Source organism: Streptosporangium sp. NPDC002524 (assembly GCF_040295985.1).
Classification (GTDB): Bacteria; Actinomycetota; Actinomycetes; order Streptosporangiales; family Streptosporangiaceae; genus Streptosporangium.
Window position 1 is genome coordinate 127,729 of the sequence record NZ_JBEOWK010000012.1, and the last position, 19,307, is coordinate 147,035.

Annotated in this window: 26 protein-coding genes; 3 read left to right on the top strand and 23 right to left on the bottom strand. The window is 68.6% G+C overall.

Annotated features, from left to right (window positions below; genetic code table 11):
* The first annotated feature begins 362 nt into the window (after positions 1-362).
* The 3 genes from ABT053_RS21875 (at position 363) to ABT053_RS21885 (ending at position 4,865) form a co-directional block, all read left to right on the top strand.
* Positions 363-1,064, top strand: a complete 702-nt coding sequence (locus ABT053_RS21875) for a CAP domain-containing protein (protein WP_350970943.1) — start codon at positions 363-365, stop codon at positions 1,062-1,064.
* A 35-nt stretch (positions 1,065-1,099) separates the two neighbouring features.
* Positions 1,100-2,050 (top strand): hypothetical protein, encoded by a 951-nt coding sequence (locus ABT053_RS21880; RefSeq protein ID WP_350970944.1) that lies wholly within the window; start codon positions 1,100-1,102, stop codon positions 2,048-2,050.
* A 94-nt stretch (positions 2,051-2,144) separates the two neighbouring features.
* The gene (locus ABT053_RS21885; RefSeq protein WP_350970945.1) at positions 2,145-4,865 is read left to right on the top strand and encodes a hypothetical protein; all 2,721 of its coding nucleotides are present in this window, start codon (positions 2,145-2,147) and stop codon (positions 4,863-4,865) included.
* A 177-nt stretch (positions 4,866-5,042) separates the two neighbouring features.
* Here ABT053_RS21885 and truA read toward each other — a convergent pair whose 3' ends face one another.
* The 23 genes from truA to rplN form a co-directional block, all read right to left on the bottom strand.
* On the bottom strand, positions 5,043-5,945 hold the full coding sequence (gene truA, locus ABT053_RS21890; RefSeq protein WP_350970946.1) for a tRNA pseudouridine(38-40) synthase TruA: 903 nt from the start codon (positions 5,943-5,945) through the stop codon (positions 5,043-5,045).
* Positions 5,946-6,143: 198 nt separating this feature from the next.
* Positions 6,144-6,716, bottom strand: coding sequence for a 50S ribosomal protein L17 (rplQ, locus tag ABT053_RS21895; protein ID WP_350970947.1), 573 nt, complete (start codon positions 6,714-6,716; stop codon positions 6,144-6,146).
* Between the two features lie 152 nt (positions 6,717-6,868).
* The gene (locus tag ABT053_RS21900; RefSeq protein WP_089210160.1) at positions 6,869-7,885 is read right to left on the bottom strand and encodes a DNA-directed RNA polymerase subunit alpha; all 1,017 of its coding nucleotides are present in this window, start codon (positions 7,883-7,885) and stop codon (positions 6,869-6,871) included.
* A gap of 98 nt (positions 7,886-7,983) precedes the next feature.
* The gene (gene rpsD, locus ABT053_RS21905) at positions 7,984-8,610 is read right to left on the bottom strand and encodes a 30S ribosomal protein S4 (protein WP_030912875.1); all 627 of its coding nucleotides are present in this window, start codon (positions 8,608-8,610) and stop codon (positions 7,984-7,986) included.
* A gap of 20 nt (positions 8,611-8,630) precedes the next feature.
* Entirely contained in the window at positions 8,631-9,035 is a 405-nt protein-coding gene (rpsK, locus tag ABT053_RS21910) for a 30S ribosomal protein S11 (RefSeq protein ID WP_012887860.1), read from the bottom strand.
* Positions 9,036-9,080: 45 nt separating this feature from the next.
* Positions 9,081-9,461: a 30S ribosomal protein S13 gene (gene rpsM / locus ABT053_RS21915; RefSeq protein ID WP_012887859.1), complete on the bottom strand. Its 381-nt coding sequence runs from the start codon at positions 9,459-9,461 to the stop codon at positions 9,081-9,083.
* Between the two features lie 211 nt (positions 9,462-9,672).
* Entirely contained in the window at positions 9,673-9,786 is a 114-nt protein-coding gene (rpmJ, locus tag ABT053_RS21920) for a 50S ribosomal protein L36 (RefSeq protein WP_003956441.1), read from the bottom strand.
* 25 nt (positions 9,787-9,811) lie between these two features.
* Positions 9,812-10,033 (bottom strand): translation initiation factor IF-1, encoded by a 222-nt coding sequence (gene infA / locus ABT053_RS21925; RefSeq protein ID WP_012887858.1) that lies wholly within the window; start codon positions 10,031-10,033, stop codon positions 9,812-9,814.
* Between the two features lie 567 nt (positions 10,034-10,600).
* Positions 10,601-11,083: a hypothetical protein gene (locus ABT053_RS21930; RefSeq protein ID WP_350970948.1), complete on the bottom strand. Its 483-nt coding sequence runs from the start codon at positions 11,081-11,083 to the stop codon at positions 10,601-10,603.
* Positions 11,084-11,194: 111 nt separating this feature from the next.
* Entirely contained in the window at positions 11,195-11,641 is a 447-nt protein-coding gene (locus tag ABT053_RS21935; RefSeq protein ID WP_350970949.1) for a DUF1707 SHOCT-like domain-containing protein, read from the bottom strand.
* A 32-nt stretch (positions 11,642-11,673) separates the two neighbouring features.
* On the bottom strand, positions 11,674-12,492 hold the full coding sequence (gene map / locus ABT053_RS21940) for a type I methionyl aminopeptidase (RefSeq protein ID WP_350970950.1): 819 nt from the start codon (positions 12,490-12,492) through the stop codon (positions 11,674-11,676).
* Positions 12,493-12,616: 124 nt separating this feature from the next.
* Entirely contained in the window at positions 12,617-13,267 is a 651-nt protein-coding gene (locus ABT053_RS21945) for an adenylate kinase (protein WP_350970951.1), read from the bottom strand.
* A complete protein-coding gene (secY, locus tag ABT053_RS21950) occupies positions 13,267-14,586 on the bottom strand; it encodes a preprotein translocase subunit SecY (protein ID WP_350970952.1) in 1,320 nt (439 codons plus the stop codon). The genes ABT053_RS21945 and secY overlap by 1 nt, the downstream gene beginning before the upstream one ends.
* A 179-nt stretch (positions 14,587-14,765) precedes the next feature.
* Complete coding sequence (gene rplO / locus ABT053_RS21955) at positions 14,766-15,221, bottom strand: 50S ribosomal protein L15 (RefSeq protein WP_350970953.1); 456 nt, start codon at positions 15,219-15,221, stop codon at positions 14,766-14,768.
* Positions 15,222-15,223: 2 nt separating this feature from the next.
* Positions 15,224-15,406: a 50S ribosomal protein L30 gene (gene rpmD / locus ABT053_RS21960; RefSeq protein WP_012887849.1), complete on the bottom strand. Its 183-nt coding sequence runs from the start codon at positions 15,404-15,406 to the stop codon at positions 15,224-15,226.
* Positions 15,407-15,409: 3 nt separating this feature from the next.
* Entirely contained in the window at positions 15,410-16,042 is a 633-nt protein-coding gene (rpsE, locus tag ABT053_RS21965; RefSeq protein WP_329089955.1) for a 30S ribosomal protein S5, read from the bottom strand.
* A gap of 73 nt (positions 16,043-16,115) precedes the next feature.
* Positions 16,116-16,499: a 50S ribosomal protein L18 gene (gene rplR, locus ABT053_RS21970; RefSeq protein ID WP_344746702.1), complete on the bottom strand. Its 384-nt coding sequence runs from the start codon at positions 16,497-16,499 to the stop codon at positions 16,116-16,118.
* A 2-nt stretch (positions 16,500-16,501) separates the two neighbouring features.
* A complete protein-coding gene (gene rplF, locus ABT053_RS21975; protein WP_350970954.1) occupies positions 16,502-17,044 on the bottom strand; it encodes a 50S ribosomal protein L6 in 543 nt (180 codons plus the stop codon).
* An 18-nt stretch (positions 17,045-17,062) separates the two neighbouring features.
* Positions 17,063-17,461: a 30S ribosomal protein S8 gene (gene rpsH, locus ABT053_RS21980; protein ID WP_329089949.1), complete on the bottom strand. Its 399-nt coding sequence runs from the start codon at positions 17,459-17,461 to the stop codon at positions 17,063-17,065.
* A gap of 146 nt (positions 17,462-17,607) precedes the next feature.
* The gene (locus ABT053_RS21985; RefSeq protein WP_012887844.1) at positions 17,608-17,793 is read right to left on the bottom strand and encodes a type Z 30S ribosomal protein S14; all 186 of its coding nucleotides are present in this window, start codon (positions 17,791-17,793) and stop codon (positions 17,608-17,610) included.
* A gap of 2 nt (positions 17,794-17,795) precedes the next feature.
* Positions 17,796-18,374, bottom strand: coding sequence for a 50S ribosomal protein L5 (gene rplE, locus ABT053_RS21990; protein ID WP_329089947.1), 579 nt, complete (start codon positions 18,372-18,374; stop codon positions 17,796-17,798).
* Positions 18,374-18,751 (bottom strand): 50S ribosomal protein L24, encoded by a 378-nt coding sequence (rplX, locus tag ABT053_RS21995; protein ID WP_350970955.1) that lies wholly within the window; start codon positions 18,749-18,751, stop codon positions 18,374-18,376. Before rplX ends, rplE begins: the two co-directional genes overlap by 1 nt.
* Positions 18,751-19,119 carry a 50S ribosomal protein L14 gene (gene rplN, locus ABT053_RS22000; RefSeq protein WP_012887841.1) on the bottom strand — a complete coding sequence of 123 codons (369 nt, stop codon included), beginning with the start codon at positions 19,117-19,119 and terminating at the stop codon, positions 18,751-18,753. Before rplN ends, rplX begins: the two co-directional genes overlap by 1 nt.
* Positions 19,120-19,307: the final 188 nt, after the last annotated feature.

Here is a 19,307-nt window from a genome sequence, read left to right on the forward strand (position 1 = left end):
GAACTAGCAGGATACCGGCACGGGAGAGTGCTTGCAAAACGACATGACTCTCCGCCGGTATCCCTGGCAGTCTACCCGCCCCCGGGCGATGCCCGGGAACCGCCACGCGCGGGGCGACGGGATCGGACGGCCACCGTGAAAGGCCCTCACCAGGGGCGGAACCCGGCGGCGCGCCCTTTCGACGCCCTTTCGGGGAGGAGAACGGACGACGATCTCAGGGTCGCCGTACCGGAACCTTCACGGAACGGTTCCAACATGTTCTCAGCATTCCCTTCTTCCTCACCGCAAACATCTCTATCTTTGATAGCGGTATGTGGCAGCTTCCTCACCCCGGGCATACCCAGCGAACGCGCCTGCGTCGCATGGGGGTGTTCGTGTGCCTGCTCGCCGTTCTGCTGGTCGGCTTCGTCATCGGCCGGGGCAGCCGCGACGAGAACGCGGCGGACCAGATCTACCTGAACGACACCGGGCCGGCGAGGCCCACACCCAGCGGCGCCCTGGCCGGACAGGCCGAGCGCGCCCCCCTCGCCCGGGTCGCCCGCGCCTCCGACGCCCCCGCCATCCCCGACACCCCCCAGGACCGGCGCCCCCGCCCCACCCCGACCGCCGACGCGTCCACCGGCGGCTCCGGGGAGGACGGCCCCTCCCGATACCTGCTCAACGGCGACGGCGCCACCCCCGCCCTCGGCGCGATGGAGCGCGAGGTCGTCCGGCTCATCAACGTCGAGCGCAAGCGGGCCGGGTGCGCTCCGCTGCGGACCGACAGGCGGCTGACCGCGTCGGCCAGGAGGCACTCGGCCGGGATGGCGGCCGCCGGAAGCCTCTCCCACACCTCCGCCGACGGCACGTCCCCCTGGGAGCGGATGGAGGCCACCGGCTACCGCGACGGCGGCGCGGAGAACATCGGGCGCGGCTACACCTCCCCCGACGAGGCGGTGCGCAGCTGGATGGGGACCAGCGGCCACCGGCGCAACATCCTCAACTGCGAGCTCACGGCCACCGGGGTCGGGGCCGTCCAGGGTCCCGACGGGCCCTGGTGGACCCAGGACTTCGGATACTCCTGAGCCAACCGGCTCCGATCCCGGGCTACGCTCGGCCCATGGGTTTTCCCGTGGAGCCACCGCGTCGCCAGCCTTACAACCGGCCTGACAACCGGCCTGACGCGTCGCCGCCGGCACAGGGCCAGCACTGGTTCGACGCCTCGCCGAACAACCGCCCCCCCGAGCCCCCTCCGCAGGCCACCCAGCCCTCCGGGCCGCGCGGACGCTCCGCGGAGCCGCCCAAGGAGCGCCCCCGCCAGGAGATGTGGAGCCCGTACGACGAGGGGCCCCGCTCGCGCCGCCCGATCTACATCGCGGCCGGGGCGTTCGCCGTGCTGGTCGCCGCGGGCGTCGGCCTGGCCGTGCTCGCCAACTCCGACCCCGCCCCGGTGCCCGGCGCGACGGGCCCCACCGCCCAGGCCCCCCTCATACCGCCCGCCAGCACCGCGGAGGGCAAGTTCGGCTTCGCCTCCTCCCGGGCCGGCGACCCGCACCTTCTCACCCTGAACGAGGTCTTCAAGCGCGCGAAGGTGAAGATCGGCGGGCAGACCTACCTGATGACCACGCGCAGGACCGACAAGAAATGCGACAAGGCGGTGGTCGGGGAGAAGCTCCAGAAGGCCCTCGTCGCGGCCAAGTGCAACCAGCTCCTGCGCGCGAGCTTCCGCGACGCCTCAGGGAAGATCATCGGCACCGTGGGCGTCGCCAACCTCAAGACGTCGGCGGGGGCGTCCAAGGTCGTCTCGGTCGGCTCCGGCAAGGAGCGGGAGGAATACCTCAAACCGCTGCCAGGTAAGGATAAGGTCACCAAACTTCTCGGCACCGGTGAGGCGTTCGTGGGCGAATGGCGCCACGGGCACTACGCGGTGATGGTCTGGTTCCAGTACAAAGACGGCCACCTGCCGAAGAAGACCGAGGTCAAGAAGCTGAACCAGGCGGCCTTCGGCACGGCGGACGCGACCATCACCCCCGCCCTCGAAGCACGATCGCTCACCGGAAAACGACCTTGACCATGGGGTCATACTCCCCCTTTGAGGCATGAACCCGGCAGACGATACGGCCATACTCGCATGACGATCTCCGGCTGTCGCTAGGCTGCCTCGTATGCGTGGCCAGGAATCCGGGTCCGAGCACCAACGTGAAGCCGAGGGTTCGGCAGCGCCGGCGACGCCGCCGCCGAGTTTCGGCCAGCCCTCGCCCCACGTGCTGCGGACCGATCTCACAGGTGACGAGCAGCCCCACAGTCCCTCCGCGTGGCCGGAGGTGACCCCGGGGGCGGCTCAGCCATGGACGGTCCCCGGTGACGGGGCCCCCTACGACTGGTACGCCCAGCCGGAGGACGACCCGCCCGCCCCCTGGCCCGGCTCCTCGCACCCCGCGCCCCGGCCCGAACCGCTCCCGCACCCGGAGCCCTCAGGTCCCCCGCGGCCCGAGTTCTCCCCCGAGCCCCCGCGCTCCGATCCCGCCAGGCCCGGGTTCCCGCCCGGCCCCTCGGGAAGCGGCCGTCCGGACCTCCCCTCCGACCTTTCAGGCTCGCGAACCGATCCCCCGGGCCCCCGGCCCGAGTTCCCCGAGTTCCCCGGCGCGCGGCCCGGGTTCCCGCCCGGTCCCTCCGGTCCCGCCTGGTCCGAGTTCTCCCGGCCCGATCCGGCCCCCCCGGCCCCTCCGGCGTGGATCAACTCCCCCACGCCCCCGGAGCCCTCCCCTCCCGCCTGGCCCGCACCGCCGAGCGCACCCGACCCCTCGGGTCCCTCCTGGTCCGGCGCTCCCAGCACCTCGGACGCCACCTCCCCCGCCTGGCCACCCCCGCCGAGCACGCCCGACCCCTCGGGCCCGTCCTGGCCCGGCGCCTCCGGCACCTCCGACGCGACCTCCCCCGCCTGGCCACCCCCGCTCCGGGACGACACCTCTCCCGCCTGGCCGTCTCCCGGCGACCAGCCGTCCGCGCCCTGGCCCGGCCCTCCGGGACCTGGCGATCCTCCCGGCCCCGCGTGGCCCGGCGCCTCCACCACCTCCGACACGACCTCCCCCGCCTGGCCGCCCCCGCCGAGCACGCCCGACACCTCGGCCCCGTCCTGGCCCGGCGCCTCCGGCACCTCCGACGCGACCTCCCCCGCCTGGCCACCCCCGCTCCGGGACGACACCTCCCCCGCGTGGCCGACGGACCCGGCCGCCCCTTCGGGGTCCGGCGGGATCGGCGAGGGCGAGCGCCGCGAGCAAGGCGGTCCCGCGCCGCGGAACGACCAGCCGCTGTCCACCGCGCCCATCGTGCCGGGCGCGCCCCCCTGGCAGCCGCCCCCCGCCTTCACGGCCGCGGCCGCCGGCATGCAGGTCTGGCCCTCGTCCGGCCAGGAGGCCCCCTGGCCCGCCGCGACCGGCGAGCCGGTGTGGACGGCCGACCCCGAGGAGAGCGCCGCCCGCCCGGGAGAGCCCGGCGACGTCGCCGTGTGGCCACCGGACGCCGTACCCCAGCAGGAGCCCGGCGAGAGCGGCGACACCACGGTCGACGTCCGCGCCACCGGGCCCGCCGCGCCGGGGCACCCCGAGCACGGGGACCTCCTGGACAGCGGACCCGGCCCCGCGCCCCAGCGGGACCCGCTCGCCCAGCAGGACTCACCGCAGGCCTCTCCTCAGCAGCCCCCCGCGCCCGCACCGGCCGGCCCGCAGGCCGAGCCCCTCCCGCCCGGTTCCGCCCCGGCGGCCCGGCCCCCCGTGCCCGGACCCGCGGCGGCCCCCATGGCAGCGCCCATGTCCGCGCCCCTGGCCCAGCCCGTCGCCCGCCAGGACCCGGAGCCGGCCTCCCCGGTGCCCACGCCGCCCCTCGAACAGGCCGCCCACGACCGGACGCCGTCCCCGGCCGGCGATCCCGGCCAGACGGCCGCGCAGCTCTTCCCCGTCTCCGACGCGACCCCGCCGGGCGGCATCCCCGTCGTCACCGATGTCGCCCCGCCGTTCCCGGTCCTGCCGCCCCCGCCGGCGGCCTCCGCCCCGGCGGGCGAGTCGACGGCCGTCCTCGGGACCGGCCCGGCGACGACACGCGGGGCGTTCACCCCGCTCTCGGCGTTCACCCCCGAGCCCCCGCCCTCTCCCCCCGCACCGGCCCGCAGCAGGGCGAGTACGACGCTGATCGCGGCCGTGGTCGCGGTCGTCGTGGTCGGCATCGGCACCGGCGCCTTCTTCGCCTACCAGTCGTTCAGCGCCAAGCAGTCGGCGAACGCGACGGACCCGATCCCCAGTTCCGGGACCCTCGACCCCACCGACGACCTGGACATCACCGGCGAGCCCGAGCCCATCAACACCACGATGCTCAACTCGGAGAAGACCGACCCGGGCACGATGACCGTGGCCGACGCCTTCGGCAAGAAGGTCTCCGTAGCCGGGGCGACGTTCACCAGGGTCAAGACCGACGTCACCGAGCAGTGCCAGAAGGCCGCGTCCGGCAAGTTCGCCGGCACCCTGCGCACCCAGGACTGCCGCCGGGTGCTGCGGGCGACGTACGTGGACAGCAAGCGGAGATACGCCGTCACCACGGGGATCGCCGTGCTGCCCACCCGCGAGTCCGCGGTCGCGGCCGACAAGGCCAAGAACCTCGGCAGCAACCTCTGGTTCCGCGGCCTGCCCTCGGCCGCGGGCACCGGCGGCGAGCGGGTGCACATCGCGGGCGGCTACGCGGCCGGGATGGTGTGGGGCCGCTACATCGTGTTCAGCTACGCCACCTTCAGCGACGGGCACACGCCGACCGCGAAGGAGAAGGGCCTGGGCAAGGTCAGCGGCGCCTTCCGCGACCAGACCGCGAAGGTCGTGGAGCGCCGCGTCACGAGCTGAGCGTCCCAAGCTGTGAGCCGGGCATCGGGCGGCACGGGCCGAGCGTCCCAAGCTGTGAGCCGGGCATCGGGCAGCACGGGCCGAGCGTCCCGCGCCATGAACCGGGCATCAGGCAGCACGGGCCGAGCGTCCCGCGTCACGGGCCAGCGTCCGGCGCCGTGAGCCGGGCGTTCGCCATCACGAGCTGAGCGTCCGCACCCGGCGGGTCTCCGAGGCCCGCCGGGCGAGTTCCTCGGCGCCGGGATAGCGCACCTCCTCCAGGCAGAGCCCGTGCGCGGGCGCGACGTGCACCCCCGAGTCCCGTACGGCCCTCGCCAGCACCCCTCCCGGCCAGCCGACCGGGAGCCGGCCCTCACCGACGGGCAGCAGCGATCCGACGAGCGCCCGGACCATGGAGTGGCAGAACGCGTCGGCCGTCACCGTCGCGACGACGAGCCCGTCCGCGCGGACCCAGTCGAGCCGCTGGAGCTCGCGGATCGTGGTCGCGCCCTCGCGCTTCTTGCAGAACGCGGCGAAGTCGTGCTCGCCGAGGAGGGCGGCGGCGGCCGCGTTCAGCCGGTCCACGTCGAGCGGCCTGTTGTACCAGACGACCTCGCGGCGGCGGAGCGGGTCGACCCCGCCCGGGGCGTCGGAGATCCGGTAGGCGTACCGCCTCGACAGCGCCGAGAACCGCGCGTCGAAGCCCTCAGGAGCCACCGTGACGAGACGCACGCGCACATCGGGCGGCAGGACTCCGGCGAGCCTCCTGCGCATGGCAGAGAGCCTCTCGTCGAGCTCCGCGGCCTCCGCGAGCTCCGCTGATCCGGGCTCAGGGGCCTCGCCCCCGGCTCTCCCCCGGCGGTCGCGGCCGTCCAGCGCGACGAGCGCGCCGGGGTCCAGGTCGACGTGGGCCACCTGGCCGCGGGCGTGCACGCCCGCGTCGGTCCGCCCGGCCACGGTCAGCGCCGGAGGCTCGGCGAGCCGCAGGATCCTGCCGAGCGCCTCCTCGATCTCTCCCTGGACCGTACGCCGTCCGGGCTGCTTGGCCCACCCGGAGAAGTCGGTGCCGTCATAGGCGAGATCCAGCCTCAGCCGTACCACGATGGTTCCTTTCTGGGACCCCCACGGGCTCCCACCGGCTCCCACGGCCTCACGGGCATTCCCGGGAGGGCGCCCGGAGACCGCCCGGAAGAACGGAAAGGGCCCGGCGCCCCCGTGGAGGAGGTGCCGGGCCCGTTCACGGAGCCTGAGATCAGCCCTGAGACCAGCACAGGGCCCGAATCAGCACAGGGCCTGGGATCAGGCGTTGTCCTTCTTGTCCTTCTTGTCCTCAGTCTCCTCGACGGGAGCCTCGGTCGTCTCCTCGGAGGCCTTCGTCTCCTCGGTGGTCTCGGCCTTGGCCTCGTCGGCCTTGGTCTCCTCGACCTCGGCCTCCTTGACCTCCTTGGCCTCCTCCGCCTTGGGCGCGGTGGCCTTGGCGGCGGCCGGGGTCTGGCCGACCTTGACCGCGTTCAGCGGCTCGGACACCAGCTCGATCACGGCCATGGGGGCGGCGTCGCCCTTACGGAGGCCGATCTTGGTGATCCGGGTGTAGCCGCCGGGACGCTCGGCGAAGGTGGGGGCGATCTCGGTGAAGAGGTGGTGGACGACGCTCTTGTCCTTGACGATCGTCAGCACCTGGCGACGGTTGTGCATGTCGCCCTTCTTCGCCTTGGTGATCAGCTTCTCCGCCACCGGACGCAGACGCTTCGCCTTGGCCTCGGTGGTCTTGATCCGGCCGTGCTGGAACAGCTGGGTGGCGAGGTTCGCCAGGATCAGCCGCTCGTGGGCCGGGCTGCCGCCGAGACGGGCACCCTTGGTGGGCCTAGGCATAACGTTCTCCTTGGGAGTAAACCCGCCCCGGCCGTACGAGGTACCGGGGTCGGGCCGGGGGCCGGAGGGCCCCCGTCATCGTGAAACTCGGTGACACCGGACGTGACGGGAGGTCACCCGGTGCCACGGGACGCCGCGAGGCGTCCCGGGACTCAGTACTGCTCGGTCTCGACGTACGCGCTGTCGTCGTCGTCGTAGCCGCCGCCGGCCACCGCGCTCGGGTCGAACCCGGGCGGGGAGTCCTTGAGCGCGAGCGTCATCTCGTGCAGCTTCTGCTTGACCTCTTCGATGGACTTGGCACCGAAGTTCCTTATGTCCAGGAGGTCCTGCTCGCTGCGGGCCACGAGCTCACCCACGGTGTGGATGCCCTCGCGCTTGAGGCAGTTGTAGGAGCGGACCGTGAGGTTCAGCTCCTCGATCGGCAGCGCCAGGTCGGCGGCGAGCGCCGCGTCCGTCGGCGACGGGCCGATGTCGATGCCCTCGGCCTCGACGTTCAGCTCGCGGGCGAGACCGAACAGCTCGACGAGGGTCTTGCCGGCGGAGGCCACCGCGTCGCGGGGCTTCATGCACGGCTTGGTCTCGACGTCCAGGATCAGACGGTCGAAGTCGGTGCGCTGCTCGACTCGGGTCGCCTCGACCTTGTAGGTGACCTTGAGCACCGGGGAGTAGATGGAGTCGATCGGGATGCGGCCGATCTCCTGGCCCGGCTGCTTGTTCTGCGCGGCGGAGACGTAGCCGCGACCGCGCTCGACGGTCAGCTCCATCTCCAGCTTCGCCTTGCCGTTCAGGGTGGCGATGCGCAGCTCGGGGTTGTGCACCTCGACACCGGCCGGGGGCGCGATGTCGGCGGCGGTGACGTCACCGGGGCCCTGCTTGCGCAGGTACATCACCACGGGCTCGTCGTGCTCGGAGGAGACGACCAGGTCCTTGAGGTTCAGGATGATGTCGGTGACATCCTCCTTCACGCCCGGCACGGTGGTGAACTCGTGCAGCACACCCTCGATGCGGATGCTGGTCACGGCCGCGCCCGGGATGGACGACAGCAGCGTGCGGCGCAGCGAGTTGCCGATGGTGTAGCCGAAACCCGGCTCCAGCGGCTCGATGATGAACTTGGACCGGGTCTCCTCGAGGGACTCCTCAAGGAGGGAGGGACGCTGAGCGATCAGCATGGTGAGATCTCCCTTGCATGGCGGCGCCCGCTATTTGACGCCGCTCGAACAACAGCATAGGTGCCGTACGGCAAAGCCGTACGGCACCCGAGGAGCCGCTACTTGGAGTAGAGCTCGACGATCAACTGCTCCTGGACCTGGGTGTCGATCTGCTGACGGACCGGGAGCTGGTGGACCAGGACGCGCAGGGCGTCCGGGACGACGCCGAGCCACGCCGGGTACGTCTTGTCACCGGCGGTGGCGCGGGCCACCTCGTAGGGCAGGAGGTTGCGCGACTTCTCGCGGACCTCGACGATGTCGTGCTCGCGAACGCGGTACGACGGGATGTCGACCTTCTTGCCGTTCACCAGGATGTGTCCGTGACGGACCTGCTGGCGGGCGGCGTCGCGCGACTCCGCGAAACCGGCGCGGTAGACCACGTTGTCGAGACGGCTCTCCAGGATCTGGAGGAGGTTCTCGCCGGTCTTGCCGGTCTTGCGGTTGGCTTCCTCGTAGTAGTTGTGGAACTGCTTCTCGAGGACGCCGTAGATGCGGCGGGTCTTCTGCTTCTCACGAAGCTGGAGCTGGTACTCCGACTCCTTGGGACGACCGCGGCCGTGCTCACCCGGCGGGTAAGGACGGATCTCGATGGGGCACTTCGCGGACTCGCACTTCTTGCCCTTGAGGAAGAGCTTGGTCTTCTCCCTGCGGCAGAGCTTGCAGTCCGCACCCGTGTAACGAGCCATTTTCTATCTTCTCCTGGGCGTCAGACGCGACGGCGCTTGGGCGGGCGGCAGCCGTTGTGCGGCACGGGGGTGACGTCCTGGATGGACCCGACCTCGAGGCCGGTCGCCTGCAGCGACCGGATCGCGGTCTCACGGCCGGAGCCGGGGCCCTTGACGAAGACGTCGACCTTGCGCATGCCGTGCTCCATGGCGCGGCGGGCGGCGTTCTCCGCGGCCATCTGCGCCGCGAACGGGGTGGACTTACGAGAGCCCTTGAACCCGACGTGGCCGGCGCTGGCCCAGGAGATCACGTTCCCACTCGGGTCGGTGATCGAGACGATCGTGTTGTTGAACGTGCTCTTGATGTGGGCGTGCCCGTGAGCGACGTTCTTCTTTTCCTTGCGGCGCACCTTCTTGGGTGCACCCTGGCGGCTCTTAGGAGGCATTCTTTGCCTTCACTCCTGAGGTCTTCGGTCCTGCGGCTACGCGGACTACTTCTTACCGGGCTTCTTCTTGCCGGCCACGGTCTTCTTCTTGCCCTTACGGGTGCGTGCGTTGGTCTGCGTGCGCTGACCGTGCACGGGAAGGCCACGGCGGTGCCGAATGCCCTGGTAGCACTGAATCTCGATCTTGCGACGGATGTCGGCCTGAACTTCGCGACGGAGGTCACCCTCGATCTTGTAGTTCGCCTCGATGTAGTCGCGCAGCGGCACCAGCTCTTCGTCGGTCAGCTGGTGAACCCGCAGGTCGCCGTTGACGCCGGTGGCCTTGAGGGTTTCGAGCGCACGAGTGCGGCCGATCCCGAAAATGTAGGTGAGAGCGATCTCCAGCCGCTTGTCGCGGGGGAGGTCTACACCAACCAGGCGAGCCATGGTCGGGCATTCTCCTTCGTTATGGCGGAGGTCCTGCGCCTCACTTCCCCTCCCCATGCCCGGGGTGAGGGCCCCGGCCTCCGACCGGGGGTCTCCTGCGGGGTACGGCGTGAGCCGCCGACGCAGGTGTGAGACACGATTACGTGAAAGCCCCACATGGATCGAGTCCGCCTCTTACGAGCGGACTCTTACGGGGCCTTGTTTGAAGCGACTAACCCTGGCGCTGCTTGTGGCGCAGGTTGTCGCAGATCACCATGACGCGACCGTGCCGGCGAATCACCTTGCACTTGTCACAGATCTTCTTGACGCTCGGCTTGACCTTCATAGTCCTATTCGTCCCTCAGACGCGCTTACTTGTATCGGTAGACGATCCGCCCACGACTGAGGTCGTAGGGGCTCAGTTCGACGACAACCCTGTCGTCAGGAAGGATCCGGATGTAGTGCATCCGCATCCGCCCGCTGATGTGGGCCAGGACCTTATGGCCGTTGTCGAGTTGCACCCGGAACATCGCGTTCGGGAGCGACTCAACCACAGTGCCCTCGATCTCGATGGCGCCGTCTTTCTTGGCCATGTCCCTCGCGTTTCACTGATCGGTCGTCTGAGGCTTCGGAACACTAAGCAGCCGCGACCCAGCGCTTCGATGAGAGCGGCGGTTGCGACACCGCCGATGCGCAATGGTCATAGTGAACCGAAGAAGGAGTGTACGGCACCGGGCGAGGAAATGCGAAACACACGGCCGGTACCTTGACACAACCGCTACAAAGGATACCGCAGATCCCGAGCGGGACGGACGGCACGGCTCGACGCGCGAATACTCGTGCGCCCATTGTGGCACGTCCGGCCAGGTCAGGCCAGCATCCGGGCTGCGGGACGGGCCGGGACGGGCGGCCCTCAACGCCCACGTCGGGTCCGCGCCCCCGAGAAAAGCCTCCCGGCACGGGAAAGCCCTCCGGCGACCCGGCGCCGGAGGGCTTGTTCGGCCAACCTTATCGATCAATGTCGCATGACCGATCCTTCTCGGCCGACGCTTCTCGGTCTGCACTCCTCGATCAACACCTCGGCATCCCGTCGAGGGCCCCCGCCCCCACCGGATGATCTTGACCCCTCGGACCGTCTCCCCGGAGCACGCGGGAGGAGATCAGAAGGCGTCGCCCCAGCGACCGCAGTCGTCGAACTTGTCGCCGCCCTCGCAGACCCGGATCTTGAAGTCGTCGAAGCCGTTGCCCTTCTTGAACCCGCCGAACTTGTTGAAGCCGGAGTTGCCGAAGGTGCTGAACACCTTGCTGTGCGAGCCGAACCTGTCGTGCCACTTGAACCACACGTAGCTGCGCTGGCGGTCACGGTCGCGGTCGAAGAGGTTGCCGTAGAACCAGTAGCGGCCACCGCTGCTGGTCCAGTAACCCTTGAAGTAGGAGCGCTTGCCGAAGCTCTCGCCACCGCCGAAGCCCGAGTAGTACGGACCGAAGAAGTGCTTGCTCGACGCCTGGGTCTCCTGGACCGCGACGGCGGACCCGGCCGGGGCCTGCGAGGCCGAGGCCATCGCCGACGGGGCGGCGAGCACACCCGCGGCCAGCGAACCTGCCAGCGCCGCTCCGACCAGGGCTGTACGGATCTTGCTCATTGAATCTTCCTCCTGTGAACCGGGGTCCGGCTGTCCGGACACCGCTCACGTTAGGAAGATTCAACGGTCTCTTCTGTGGAGGAATGCACACTCAACGCCCAGAGTGCACTATTACCGCTTCCGGTCCTGCCCCAGCCCCCCGGAGATCGTCGCCACCAGCAACACCACGCCCCACGGGCCCATGACCCACAGGGGCCACGGGTACGGGAAGTCGCCGGTTATCCCGACGATGAGCCAGATCATCCAGTTGATGCCGCTGACCGTCGCCCAGACGGACCAGGCGGCCGCCAGGCCCTTCTCCTGCGCGCTCTTCCCGTCGCTCGCCTTGGCGCGCTCAGGGGCGCGTGAGGGGGTCTCGGGGAGCCGGCGCAGGTCGACGTCGGGAAGGTCGGAGGTGAGGACGGCGAGCTCGCCGTACGTCTTGCTGGTGTAGAGCTGTTCGAGGCGCTCGTCGAACTCCTCCGTGGTCAGTCGGCCCTGGGCGTAGTGCTCCCTCAGGACCGAGGCGATCTTGTCACGATCTCCGTCGGAGGCTCGCATCTCCGGACCAGCCGCCATGTCAACCACATCCGCTCACCGGTGGGCCCGAATCAGCCCGCGTCTCCCAACAGATCGGCAAGCCGCTCTTTCCCCCCGTCAAGGGCGGTCAATACCCAAGGTCCATTATGTGTCACGGCGACGCTGTGTTCGAAGTGCGCGGAGACCTTCCCGTCGATCGTCACCACGGTCCAGTCGTCGGCCAGCACCTTGGTCCGGTCCGTCCCGAGGTTGACCATCGGCTCGACGGCGAAGCACATGCCCGGCTCGAACTTCGGGCCCCGGCCGGGCTTGCCGTGGTTGGCCACCCACGGGTCCATGTGCATCTCGGTGCCGATGCCGTGGCCGCCGTACTCCTGCGGGATGCCGTAGCGCCCCTGGGAGCGGATGTACTTCTCCACCTCGTGCCCGATGTCGGACAGGTGGCGGCCCACGGTGAGCGCGGCGATGCCCCGCCACATGGCCTCCTCGGTGACCCGCATCAGCTCGGTGAGCTTGGGGTCCACCTCGCCGATCGGGACCGTGATCGCCGAGTCGCCGTGCCAGCCGTCCAGGATGGCGCCGCAGTCGATCGAGATGATGTCGCCCTCCTCCAGCGGACGGCGGTCGCTCGGGATCCCGTGGACGACCTCGTGGTTGACCGAGGCGCAGATCGTCGCGGGGAAGCCCTGGTAGCCCTTGAAGGAGGGGATCGCCCCCTCGGCCCTGATCGCCTTCTCCGCGATCGCGTCCAGGTCCAGGGGCGTCATGCCCGGCTGGACGCTCTCCCGCAGGAGCTGCAGCGTACGGCCGACCACGAGACCCGCCGCCCGCATCTTGTCCAGCTGCTCGGGCGTCTTCATCTGGATTCCATGCTTGTTCTTCTTGAACACGTGCACACCCCCTGGGGTGGTTCAACGGGCGGTCCGGGAGCCCAATTCCCCCGATTCTGCCCTAAATGACAGCACGCCACCCATGAGAAACCCATGGGTGGCGTGCTCGACGCATATCGGATCGCTAGTCGATGAAGGGGTTCAGGGCCTCCATCGCGCGCTGGGTGACCTCTTCCACCGGGCCGGTGGCGTCCACGCCGACCAGGATCCCCTCGTCGGCGTAGAAGGAGACCAGGGGGGCGGTCTGCTCCTGGTAGACCTCCAGGCGGTGCCTGACGGTCATCTCCTTGTCGTCGTCCCGCTGGTAGAGCCGGCCGTCGCAGGCGTCGCAGATGTCGTCCTTCTTGTCGTCGAAGTCGACGTGCCAGATGCGGCCGCACTGGCTGCAGGTCCGGCGGCCCGCGAGCCTGCGGACGACCTCCTCGTCGTCGACCACGAGTTCCAGGACGACGTCCAGGCCGACCTCGAACTCGGCGAGGATCTTCTTCAGGATCTCGGCCTGGGGCACGTTCCTGGGGAAGCCGTCGAGCAGGAAACCGTCCTGCGCGTCGTTCTCGGCGAGGCGGTCGCGGACCATCGCGATGGTGACCTCGTCGGGCACGAGGTCGCCGCGGTCCATGTATTCCTTGGCAAGCTTGCCGAGCTCCGTGCCGCCCGAGACATTGGCGCGGAAGATGTCACCTGTCGAAATCTTCGGGATCGACAGGTTCGATGCGACGAACTGGGCCTGTGTCCCCTTACCCGCTCCGGGGGGCCCGACCAGGACGAGGCGCACTACTTCAGGAAGCCTTCATAGTTGCGCTGCTGCAGCTGGCTCTCGATCTGCTTCACGGTGTCGAGGCCGACACCAACCATGATCAGAATGCTCGTCCCTCCGAACGGGAAGTTCTGACTCGCGCCGACGAGCGCCAGCGCGACGATCGGCACCATGGAGATCAGGCCCAGATACAGCGCGCCGGGAGCGGTGAGTCGCGTGAGCACGTAGTGCAGGTACTCAGCCGTCGGGCGACCCGGGCGGATGCCCGGGATGAACCCACCGTACTTCTTCATGTTGTCGGCGACCTCAACGGGGTTGAAGGTAATCGACACGTAGAAGTACGTGAAGAAGACGATGAGCAGGAAGAAGGTGATCATGTACGTCGGGGTGGTCCCGCCGCCGCCGAACTCCTGCGAGATCCACTGGATGATCGGGTGCGGCTCCTCCTGGGTGTTCGAGAAGAGCGTCGTGATCAGCTGCGGAAGGTAGAGCAGCGAGGAGGCGAAGATGACCGGGATGATGCCGGCCTGGTTGACCTTCAGCGGGATGTAGGTCGACGTCCCGCCGTACATTCTGCGGCCGACCATGCGCTTGGCGTACTGCACCGGGATCCGGCGCTGTGCCTGCTCCACCATCACGACCAGGGCGATCATCGCGATACCGACGACGATGACCACGGCGAAGACGAAGCCGCCCTTCTGGCGGGCGATGTTCAGCAGCTCGGACGGGAAGACCGCGATGACCTGCGTGAAGATCAGGATGGACATGCCGTTGCCGATGCCGCGGTCGGTGATCAGCTCGCCCAGCCACATGACGACGGCGGTGCCGGCGGTCATGGTCAGCACCATCGTGACGATGGCGAAGACGTTGTCCTTGTCGAGGAGGATCTCCTCGCGGCACTGCGGGAACAGCTGCCCGCTGCGGGCCAGGGCCACGAAGGCGGTCGACTGCAGGACGGCCAGGCCGACCGTGAGGTAACGGGTGTACTGCGTGATCTTGGTCTGTCCGGCCTGTCCCTCCTTCTTGAGGGCTTCCAGGCGCGGGATGACCACGACGAGCAGCTGGAGAATGATGCTCGCGGTGATGTACGGCATGATGCCGAGGGCGAAAACGGAGAGTTTCAGAAGGGCGCCGCCGCTGAACAGCTGCACCATTCCGTAGATGTTGCCCGCGTCCCCCGCCTGCGCCTGGGTGAGACAACGGCTGATGTTCTCGGTATGCACACCCGGAGTCGGCAGGACCGACCCAAGTCGGAACAGCGCGATGATGCCCAAAGTGAAGAGCAGCTTCTTACGCAGGTCCGGCGTACGGAACGCTCGGGTAAATGCGGTCAGCACGGTCCCTCCTGCGCGCCTGAAAGGCGAGGTCGGTCAGCGATGGTGCGGGGGTGTTCCATCTTTGCCATATCCAGTCAATGAGCCCAAGGAAATGAGTCGAGGCCCACTGTCCAGCGAACTCTAACGCACTACGGGCGCGGGAGCCCATTACGAGCCCCCGCGCCGCGTGATGATAACGCCTACAGCTCGGAGACGGAGCCCCCGGCAGCGGCGATCTTGTCCTTGGCGCTGGCCGAGAAGGCGTGCGCCTCCACGTTCAACGCCACGGAGATGTCACCGGTTCCCAGAACCTTGACGAGCTGGTTCTTGCGAACCGCGCCCTTGGCGACGAGCGTGTCGACGGTGACGTCGCCGCCGTCGGGGAACAGCTCGCCGAGCTTGTCAAGGTTGACGACCTGGTAGGTCGTCTTGAACAGGGCGTTGGAGAAGCCCTTGAACTTGGGCAGGCGCCGCTGCAGCGGAACCTGGCCACCCTCGAACCCGAGCGGAACCTTGTTCCTCGCCCTCGTGCCCTTGGTGCCACGACCCGAGGTCTTGCCCTTGGACGCCTCGCCGCGGCCCTTGCGGACCTTCGACTTGTTGGCGCCGGGGGCCGGACGCAGGTGGTGGATGCGGAGCGGAGTGTTCTCTGCCATGTCTAGTCGACCTCTTCCACGGTGACGAGGTGCGTCACCACGGTGACCATGCCGCGGATCTCCGGGCGGTCCTCCTTGACAACGACGTCGCCGATTCGCTTCAGACCGAGCGAGCGCAGCGAGTCACGCTGGTTCTGCTTGCCACCGATCTTGGAACGGACCTGGGTAATCTTCAGGCGCGCCATGGACTAGCTCACCGCCTTCGCGGCCGCGGCCTCCGCGAGGCCCTCGGCGCGAGCCTTGAGCATCCTCTTGGGGGCGACGTCCTCGATCGGGAGACCACGGCGGGCCGCGATCTCCTCGGGGCGGCTGAGGCCCTTCAGGGCCGCCACCGTGGCGTGCACGATGTTGATCGGGTTGTCCGAGCCGAGCGACTTGGACAGCACGTCGTGGATGCCCGCGCACTCCAGCACGGCGCGCACCGGGCCACCGGCGATGACGCCGGTACCGGGCGAGGCCGGACGCAGGAAGACGACGCCCGCGGCCTCTTCGCCCTGCACGATGTGCGGGATGGTGCCCTGGATGCGGGGGACCTTGAAGAAGTGCTTCTTGGCCTCTTCGACACCCTTGGCGATCGCCGCGGGCACTTCCTTGGCCTTGCCGTAGCCGACGCCGACCATGCCGTTGCCGTCACCGACGATGACGAGGGCGGTGAAGCTGAAGCGACGACCACCCTTCACGACCTTGGCCACTCGGTTGATCTTCACAACGCGCTCGATGTACGAGACGCCCTTGTCAGCGTTTCCACCGCGGCGATCGTCACGACGACCGTCACGCCGCTCGCCACCGGCGGCGCCACCGCGACGCGGAGCTCCAGCCATTAGTGGTTCCTCTTCTCATTCGTAAGACGGGCCATCGGTTGCGATCCTGGATTGCGATCCTGGGACGGAGTCATCAGAACTCCAGTCCGCCTTCGCGTGCGCTGTCTGCCAGCGCCGCGATGCGGCCCGCGTAGCGGTTGCCACCCCGGTCGAACACGACCGCGGTGATCCCGGCTGCCTTGGCCCGCTGAGCGAGAAGCTCGCCGACCTGCTTGGCCTTGTCGGTCTTGGCGCCCTCCGCCGTGCGCAGGGAGGCGTCCATGGTGGACGCGCTCACCAGCGTGTGGCCCTGGGTGTCGTCGACGATCTGCACGAAGAGGTGCTTCGTGGAGCGGTTGACGACCAGGCGCGGACGCGTGGCCGTACCGGCCACCTTCTTGCGGACTCGGCCGTGGCGGCGGGCCCGCGAGACGGCGCGGGCGGCCGTGTGCTTGCCGAACGCAGTCTTGCCAGCCATGCCTACTTACCAGCCTTTCCGACCTTGCGGCGGATAACTTCACCCTGGTAGCGCACGCCCTTGCCCTTGTACGGGTCGGGCTTGCGCAACTTGCGGATGTTCGCGGCGATCTCGCCGACCTTCTGCTTGTCGATGCCGTCCACGTGGAACAGCGTCGGCCTCTCGACGCGGAAGGTGACACCCTCGGGGGCGTCGACGATCACCGGGTGGCTGAAGCCGAGAGCGAACTCGAGCTGAGTCGGGCTCTTGGCCTGCACGCGGTAACCGACGCCCACGATCTCCAGGGTCTTCGAGTAACCCTGGGTCACACCGGTCACCATGTTGGCGACCAGGGTGCGGGACAGGCCGTGCAGCGCACGGACCTTGTTCTCGTCGTTGGGACGGGTGACGGTCAGCTTGCCGTCGTCACCCTTGGCGATCTCGATAGGTTCCGCGATCTTGTGTGAAAGCGTGCCCTTGGGACCCTTGACCGTGACGTCCCGGCCGTCGATGGCGACGTCCACTCCGTTCGGTACGGGGATGGGCAGCCGTCCGATTCTTGACATGCTGTTCGTTCTCCCCTCTTACCAAACGAAGGCGAGGACTTCCCCGCCCACTCCACGCTTGCCGGCCTGCTTGTCCGTCATGAGACCGCCGGACGTCGAGATGATCGCGACGCCCAGTCCGCCCAGGACTCGGGGCAGGTTGTCCTTCTTTGCATAAACCCGCAGGCCGGGCTTGGAAACCCGGCGCAGGCCCGCGAGGGACCGCTCACGGGTCGGCCCGAACTTCAGCTCCACCACGAGGTTCTTTCCGACCTTCGCGTCTTCGACGCTCCAGGACTGGATGTAACCCTCCTGCTGGAGGATCTCGGCGATGTGCGCCTTGATCTTCGAGTACGGCATCGCCACACTGTCGTGGTACGCCGAGTTCGCGTTTCGCAGACGCGTCAGCATGTCTGCGATCGGGTCCGTCATCGTCATGGCCGGTGGCCTTCCTCACCGCGGTTTCCACAGGGGACCTACGGTGCGGTCATGGGCGCCTGTAGTCGGCGCCCGGTGAATACGACTTCTATGTGCGGCCGGCGCCTCGCGCGGGCCCGTGATCGCTCACAGGGCCGCGCGGAGGGCTACCAGCTCGACTTGGTGATGCCGGGCAGCTCGCCCCGGTGCGCCATCTCGCGGAAGCAGATGCGGCACAGGCCGAACTTCCTGTAGACGGCGCGGGGACGACCACAGCGCGAGCACCGAGTGTACGCCCGGACCTCGAACTTGGCCTTACGAGCAGCCTTGACCTTGAGCGACGTCTTCGCCATGATCAGGCCTCCTTGAACGGGAATCCGAGCTGCTTCAGCAGCGCCCGGCCCTGGTCGTCGGTCTTAGCGGTGGTCACGACCGTGATGTCCATACCACGCTGGCGATCGACCTTGTCCTGGTCGATCTCGTGGAACATGACCTGCTCGGTGAGACCGAAGGTGTAGTTCCCGTTGCCGTCGAACTGCTTGGGCGACAGACCGCGGAAGTCACGGATGCGGGGCAGCGCCAGCGAGAGCAGCCGGTCGAGGAACTCCCACATGCGGTCACCGCGAAGCGTGACGTGCGCGCCGATCGGCATGCCCTCGCGCAGCTTGAACTGGGCGATGGACTTGCGGGCGCGGACGACCGCCGGCTTCTGGCCGGTGATCACGGTGAGGTCGCGGACGGCGCCTTCGATGAGCTTCGAGTCGCGCGCGGCCTCGCCGACGCCCATGTTCACCTTGATCTTGGTGATGGTGGGCACCAGCATGATGTTCTCGAACTCGAACTGCTCGTTCAGCTTCGCGATGATCTCTTCGCGGTAGCGCTGCTTGAGGCGCGGGAGGGCCCGCTGTCCGGTCTCGGTGGTGTTCGCGGTCATCAGTTGTCCTTACCCGTCTCGTCGGAGGCGGCCTCGGCCGACTCCTTCTTGGCGGGCTTGTCGTCCTTGGCCGGCTCCTCGGAAGCGGCCTTGGCCGACTCCTTCTTCGCGGGCTTGTCGTCCTTGACCGGCTTCTCATCCTTGAGCTTCTTGACGTTGCTCACGTGGATGGGGGCCTCCATGGTCTGCACGCCGCCGGTCTTGGCGCCGCGCGGACCCTGGTTGGTCTCCTTGGTGTGCTTCTTGACCATGTTGACGCCCTCGACCACCACGCGCTCGTCGCGCGGGTGGGCGGCGATCACACGGCCCTTGGCACCCTTGTCCTTGCCGGCGATGACCAGGACGAGGTCACCCTTCTTCACATGAAGCTTCGGCATTACAACACCTCCGGCGCGAGCGAGATGATCCGCATGAACTTCTTGTCACGCAGCTCACGACCGACGGGACCGAAGATGCGGGTGCCCCGGGGGTCGCCGCTGTCCTTGATGATGACGGCGGCGTTCTCGTCGAAGCGGATGTAGGAACCGTCGGGACGACGGCGCTCCTTGACGGTGCGGACGATGACGGCCTTGACCACATCGCCCTTCTTCACGGTGCCGCCGGGGATGGCGTCCTTCACCGTGGCGACGATGATGTCGCCGATTCCCGCGTAACGGCGGCCCGAGCCACCGAGAACACGGATGCAAAGGACTTCCTTCGCACCGGTGTTGTCGGCGACCTTGAGCCGCGACTCCTGCTGGATCACTTGAACTCCTGTTTGTCTCGCCGGTTCTCACCCGATCGCTCCCGGGTGAGCCTTGCGGAACCTGATGGTCTTTTTCCCCCGGCGACAGCCCTTCTCAGGACCGCCGCCGCAGGCGGGGCGAAGATCGCTTCGCCCCCTTGGACGCCGTCATGGGGGGTGACGGTGTCACCCCCCACGAGGCGCGTTGC

Excerpts from the sequence above, each read along its gene's own strand:
- ABT053_RS21900 (WP_089210160.1), bottom strand. The coding sequence starts at position 7,885 with ATGCTGATCGCTCAGCGTCCCTCCCTCCTTGAGGAGTCCCTCGAGGAG.
- ABT053_RS21935 (WP_350970949.1), bottom strand. The coding sequence starts at position 11,641 with ATGGCGGCTGGTCCGGAGATGCGAGCCTCCGACGGAGATCGTGACAAG.
- rplO (WP_350970953.1), bottom strand. The coding sequence starts at position 15,221 with ATGGCAGAGAACACTCCGCTCCGCATCCACCACCTGCGTCCGGCCCCC.
- rplE (WP_329089947.1), bottom strand. The coding sequence starts at position 18,374 with ATGACCGCGAACACCACCGAGACCGGACAGCGGGCCCTCCCGCGCCTC.
- rpmD (WP_012887849.1), bottom strand. The coding sequence starts at position 15,406 with ATGGCGCGCCTGAAGATTACCCAGGTCCGTTCCAAGATCGGTGGCAAG.
- rpsH (WP_329089949.1), bottom strand. The coding sequence starts at position 17,461 with ATGACGATGACGGACCCGATCGCAGACATGCTGACGCGTCTGCGAAAC.
- rplR (WP_344746702.1), bottom strand. The coding sequence starts at position 16,499 with ATGGCTGGCAAGACTGCGTTCGGCAAGCACACGGCCGCCCGCGCCGTC.
- ABT053_RS21880 (WP_350970944.1), top strand. The coding sequence starts at position 1,100 with ATGGGTTTTCCCGTGGAGCCACCGCGTCGCCAGCCTTACAACCGGCCT.
- rpsD (WP_030912875.1), bottom strand. The coding sequence starts at position 8,610 with ATGGCTCGTTACACGGGTGCGGACTGCAAGCTCTGCCGCAGGGAGAAG.
- infA (WP_012887858.1), bottom strand. The coding sequence starts at position 10,033 with ATGGCCAAGAAAGACGGCGCCATCGAGATCGAGGGCACTGTGGTTGAG.
- ABT053_RS21930 (WP_350970948.1), bottom strand. The coding sequence starts at position 11,083 with ATGAGCAAGATCCGTACAGCCCTGGTCGGAGCGGCGCTGGCAGGTTCG.
- ABT053_RS21885 (WP_350970945.1), top strand. The coding sequence starts at position 2,145 with ATGCGTGGCCAGGAATCCGGGTCCGAGCACCAACGTGAAGCCGAGGGT.
- rplX (WP_350970955.1), bottom strand. The coding sequence starts at position 18,751 with ATGCCGAAGCTTCATGTGAAGAAGGGTGACCTCGTCCTGGTCATCGCC.
- ABT053_RS21875 (WP_350970943.1), top strand. The coding sequence starts at position 363 with ATGGGGGTGTTCGTGTGCCTGCTCGCCGTTCTGCTGGTCGGCTTCGTC.
- rpsM (WP_012887859.1), bottom strand. The coding sequence starts at position 9,461 with ATGGCTCGCCTGGTTGGTGTAGACCTCCCCCGCGACAAGCGGCTGGAG.
- rplF (WP_350970954.1), bottom strand. The coding sequence starts at position 17,044 with ATGTCAAGAATCGGACGGCTGCCCATCCCCGTACCGAACGGAGTGGAC.
- rplQ (WP_350970947.1), bottom strand. The coding sequence starts at position 6,716 with ATGCCTAGGCCCACCAAGGGTGCCCGTCTCGGCGGCAGCCCGGCCCAC.
- ABT053_RS21985 (WP_012887844.1), bottom strand. The coding sequence starts at position 17,793 with ATGGCGAAGACGTCGCTCAAGGTCAAGGCTGCTCGTAAGGCCAAGTTC.
- rpmJ (WP_003956441.1), bottom strand. The coding sequence starts at position 9,786 with ATGAAGGTCAAGCCGAGCGTCAAGAAGATCTGTGACAAGTGCAAGGTG.
- rpsE (WP_329089955.1), bottom strand. The coding sequence starts at position 16,042 with ATGGCTGGAGCTCCGCGTCGCGGTGGCGCCGCCGGTGGCGAGCGGCGT.
- rpsK (WP_012887860.1), bottom strand. The coding sequence starts at position 9,035 with ATGCCTCCTAAGAGCCGCCAGGGTGCACCCAAGAAGGTGCGCCGCAAG.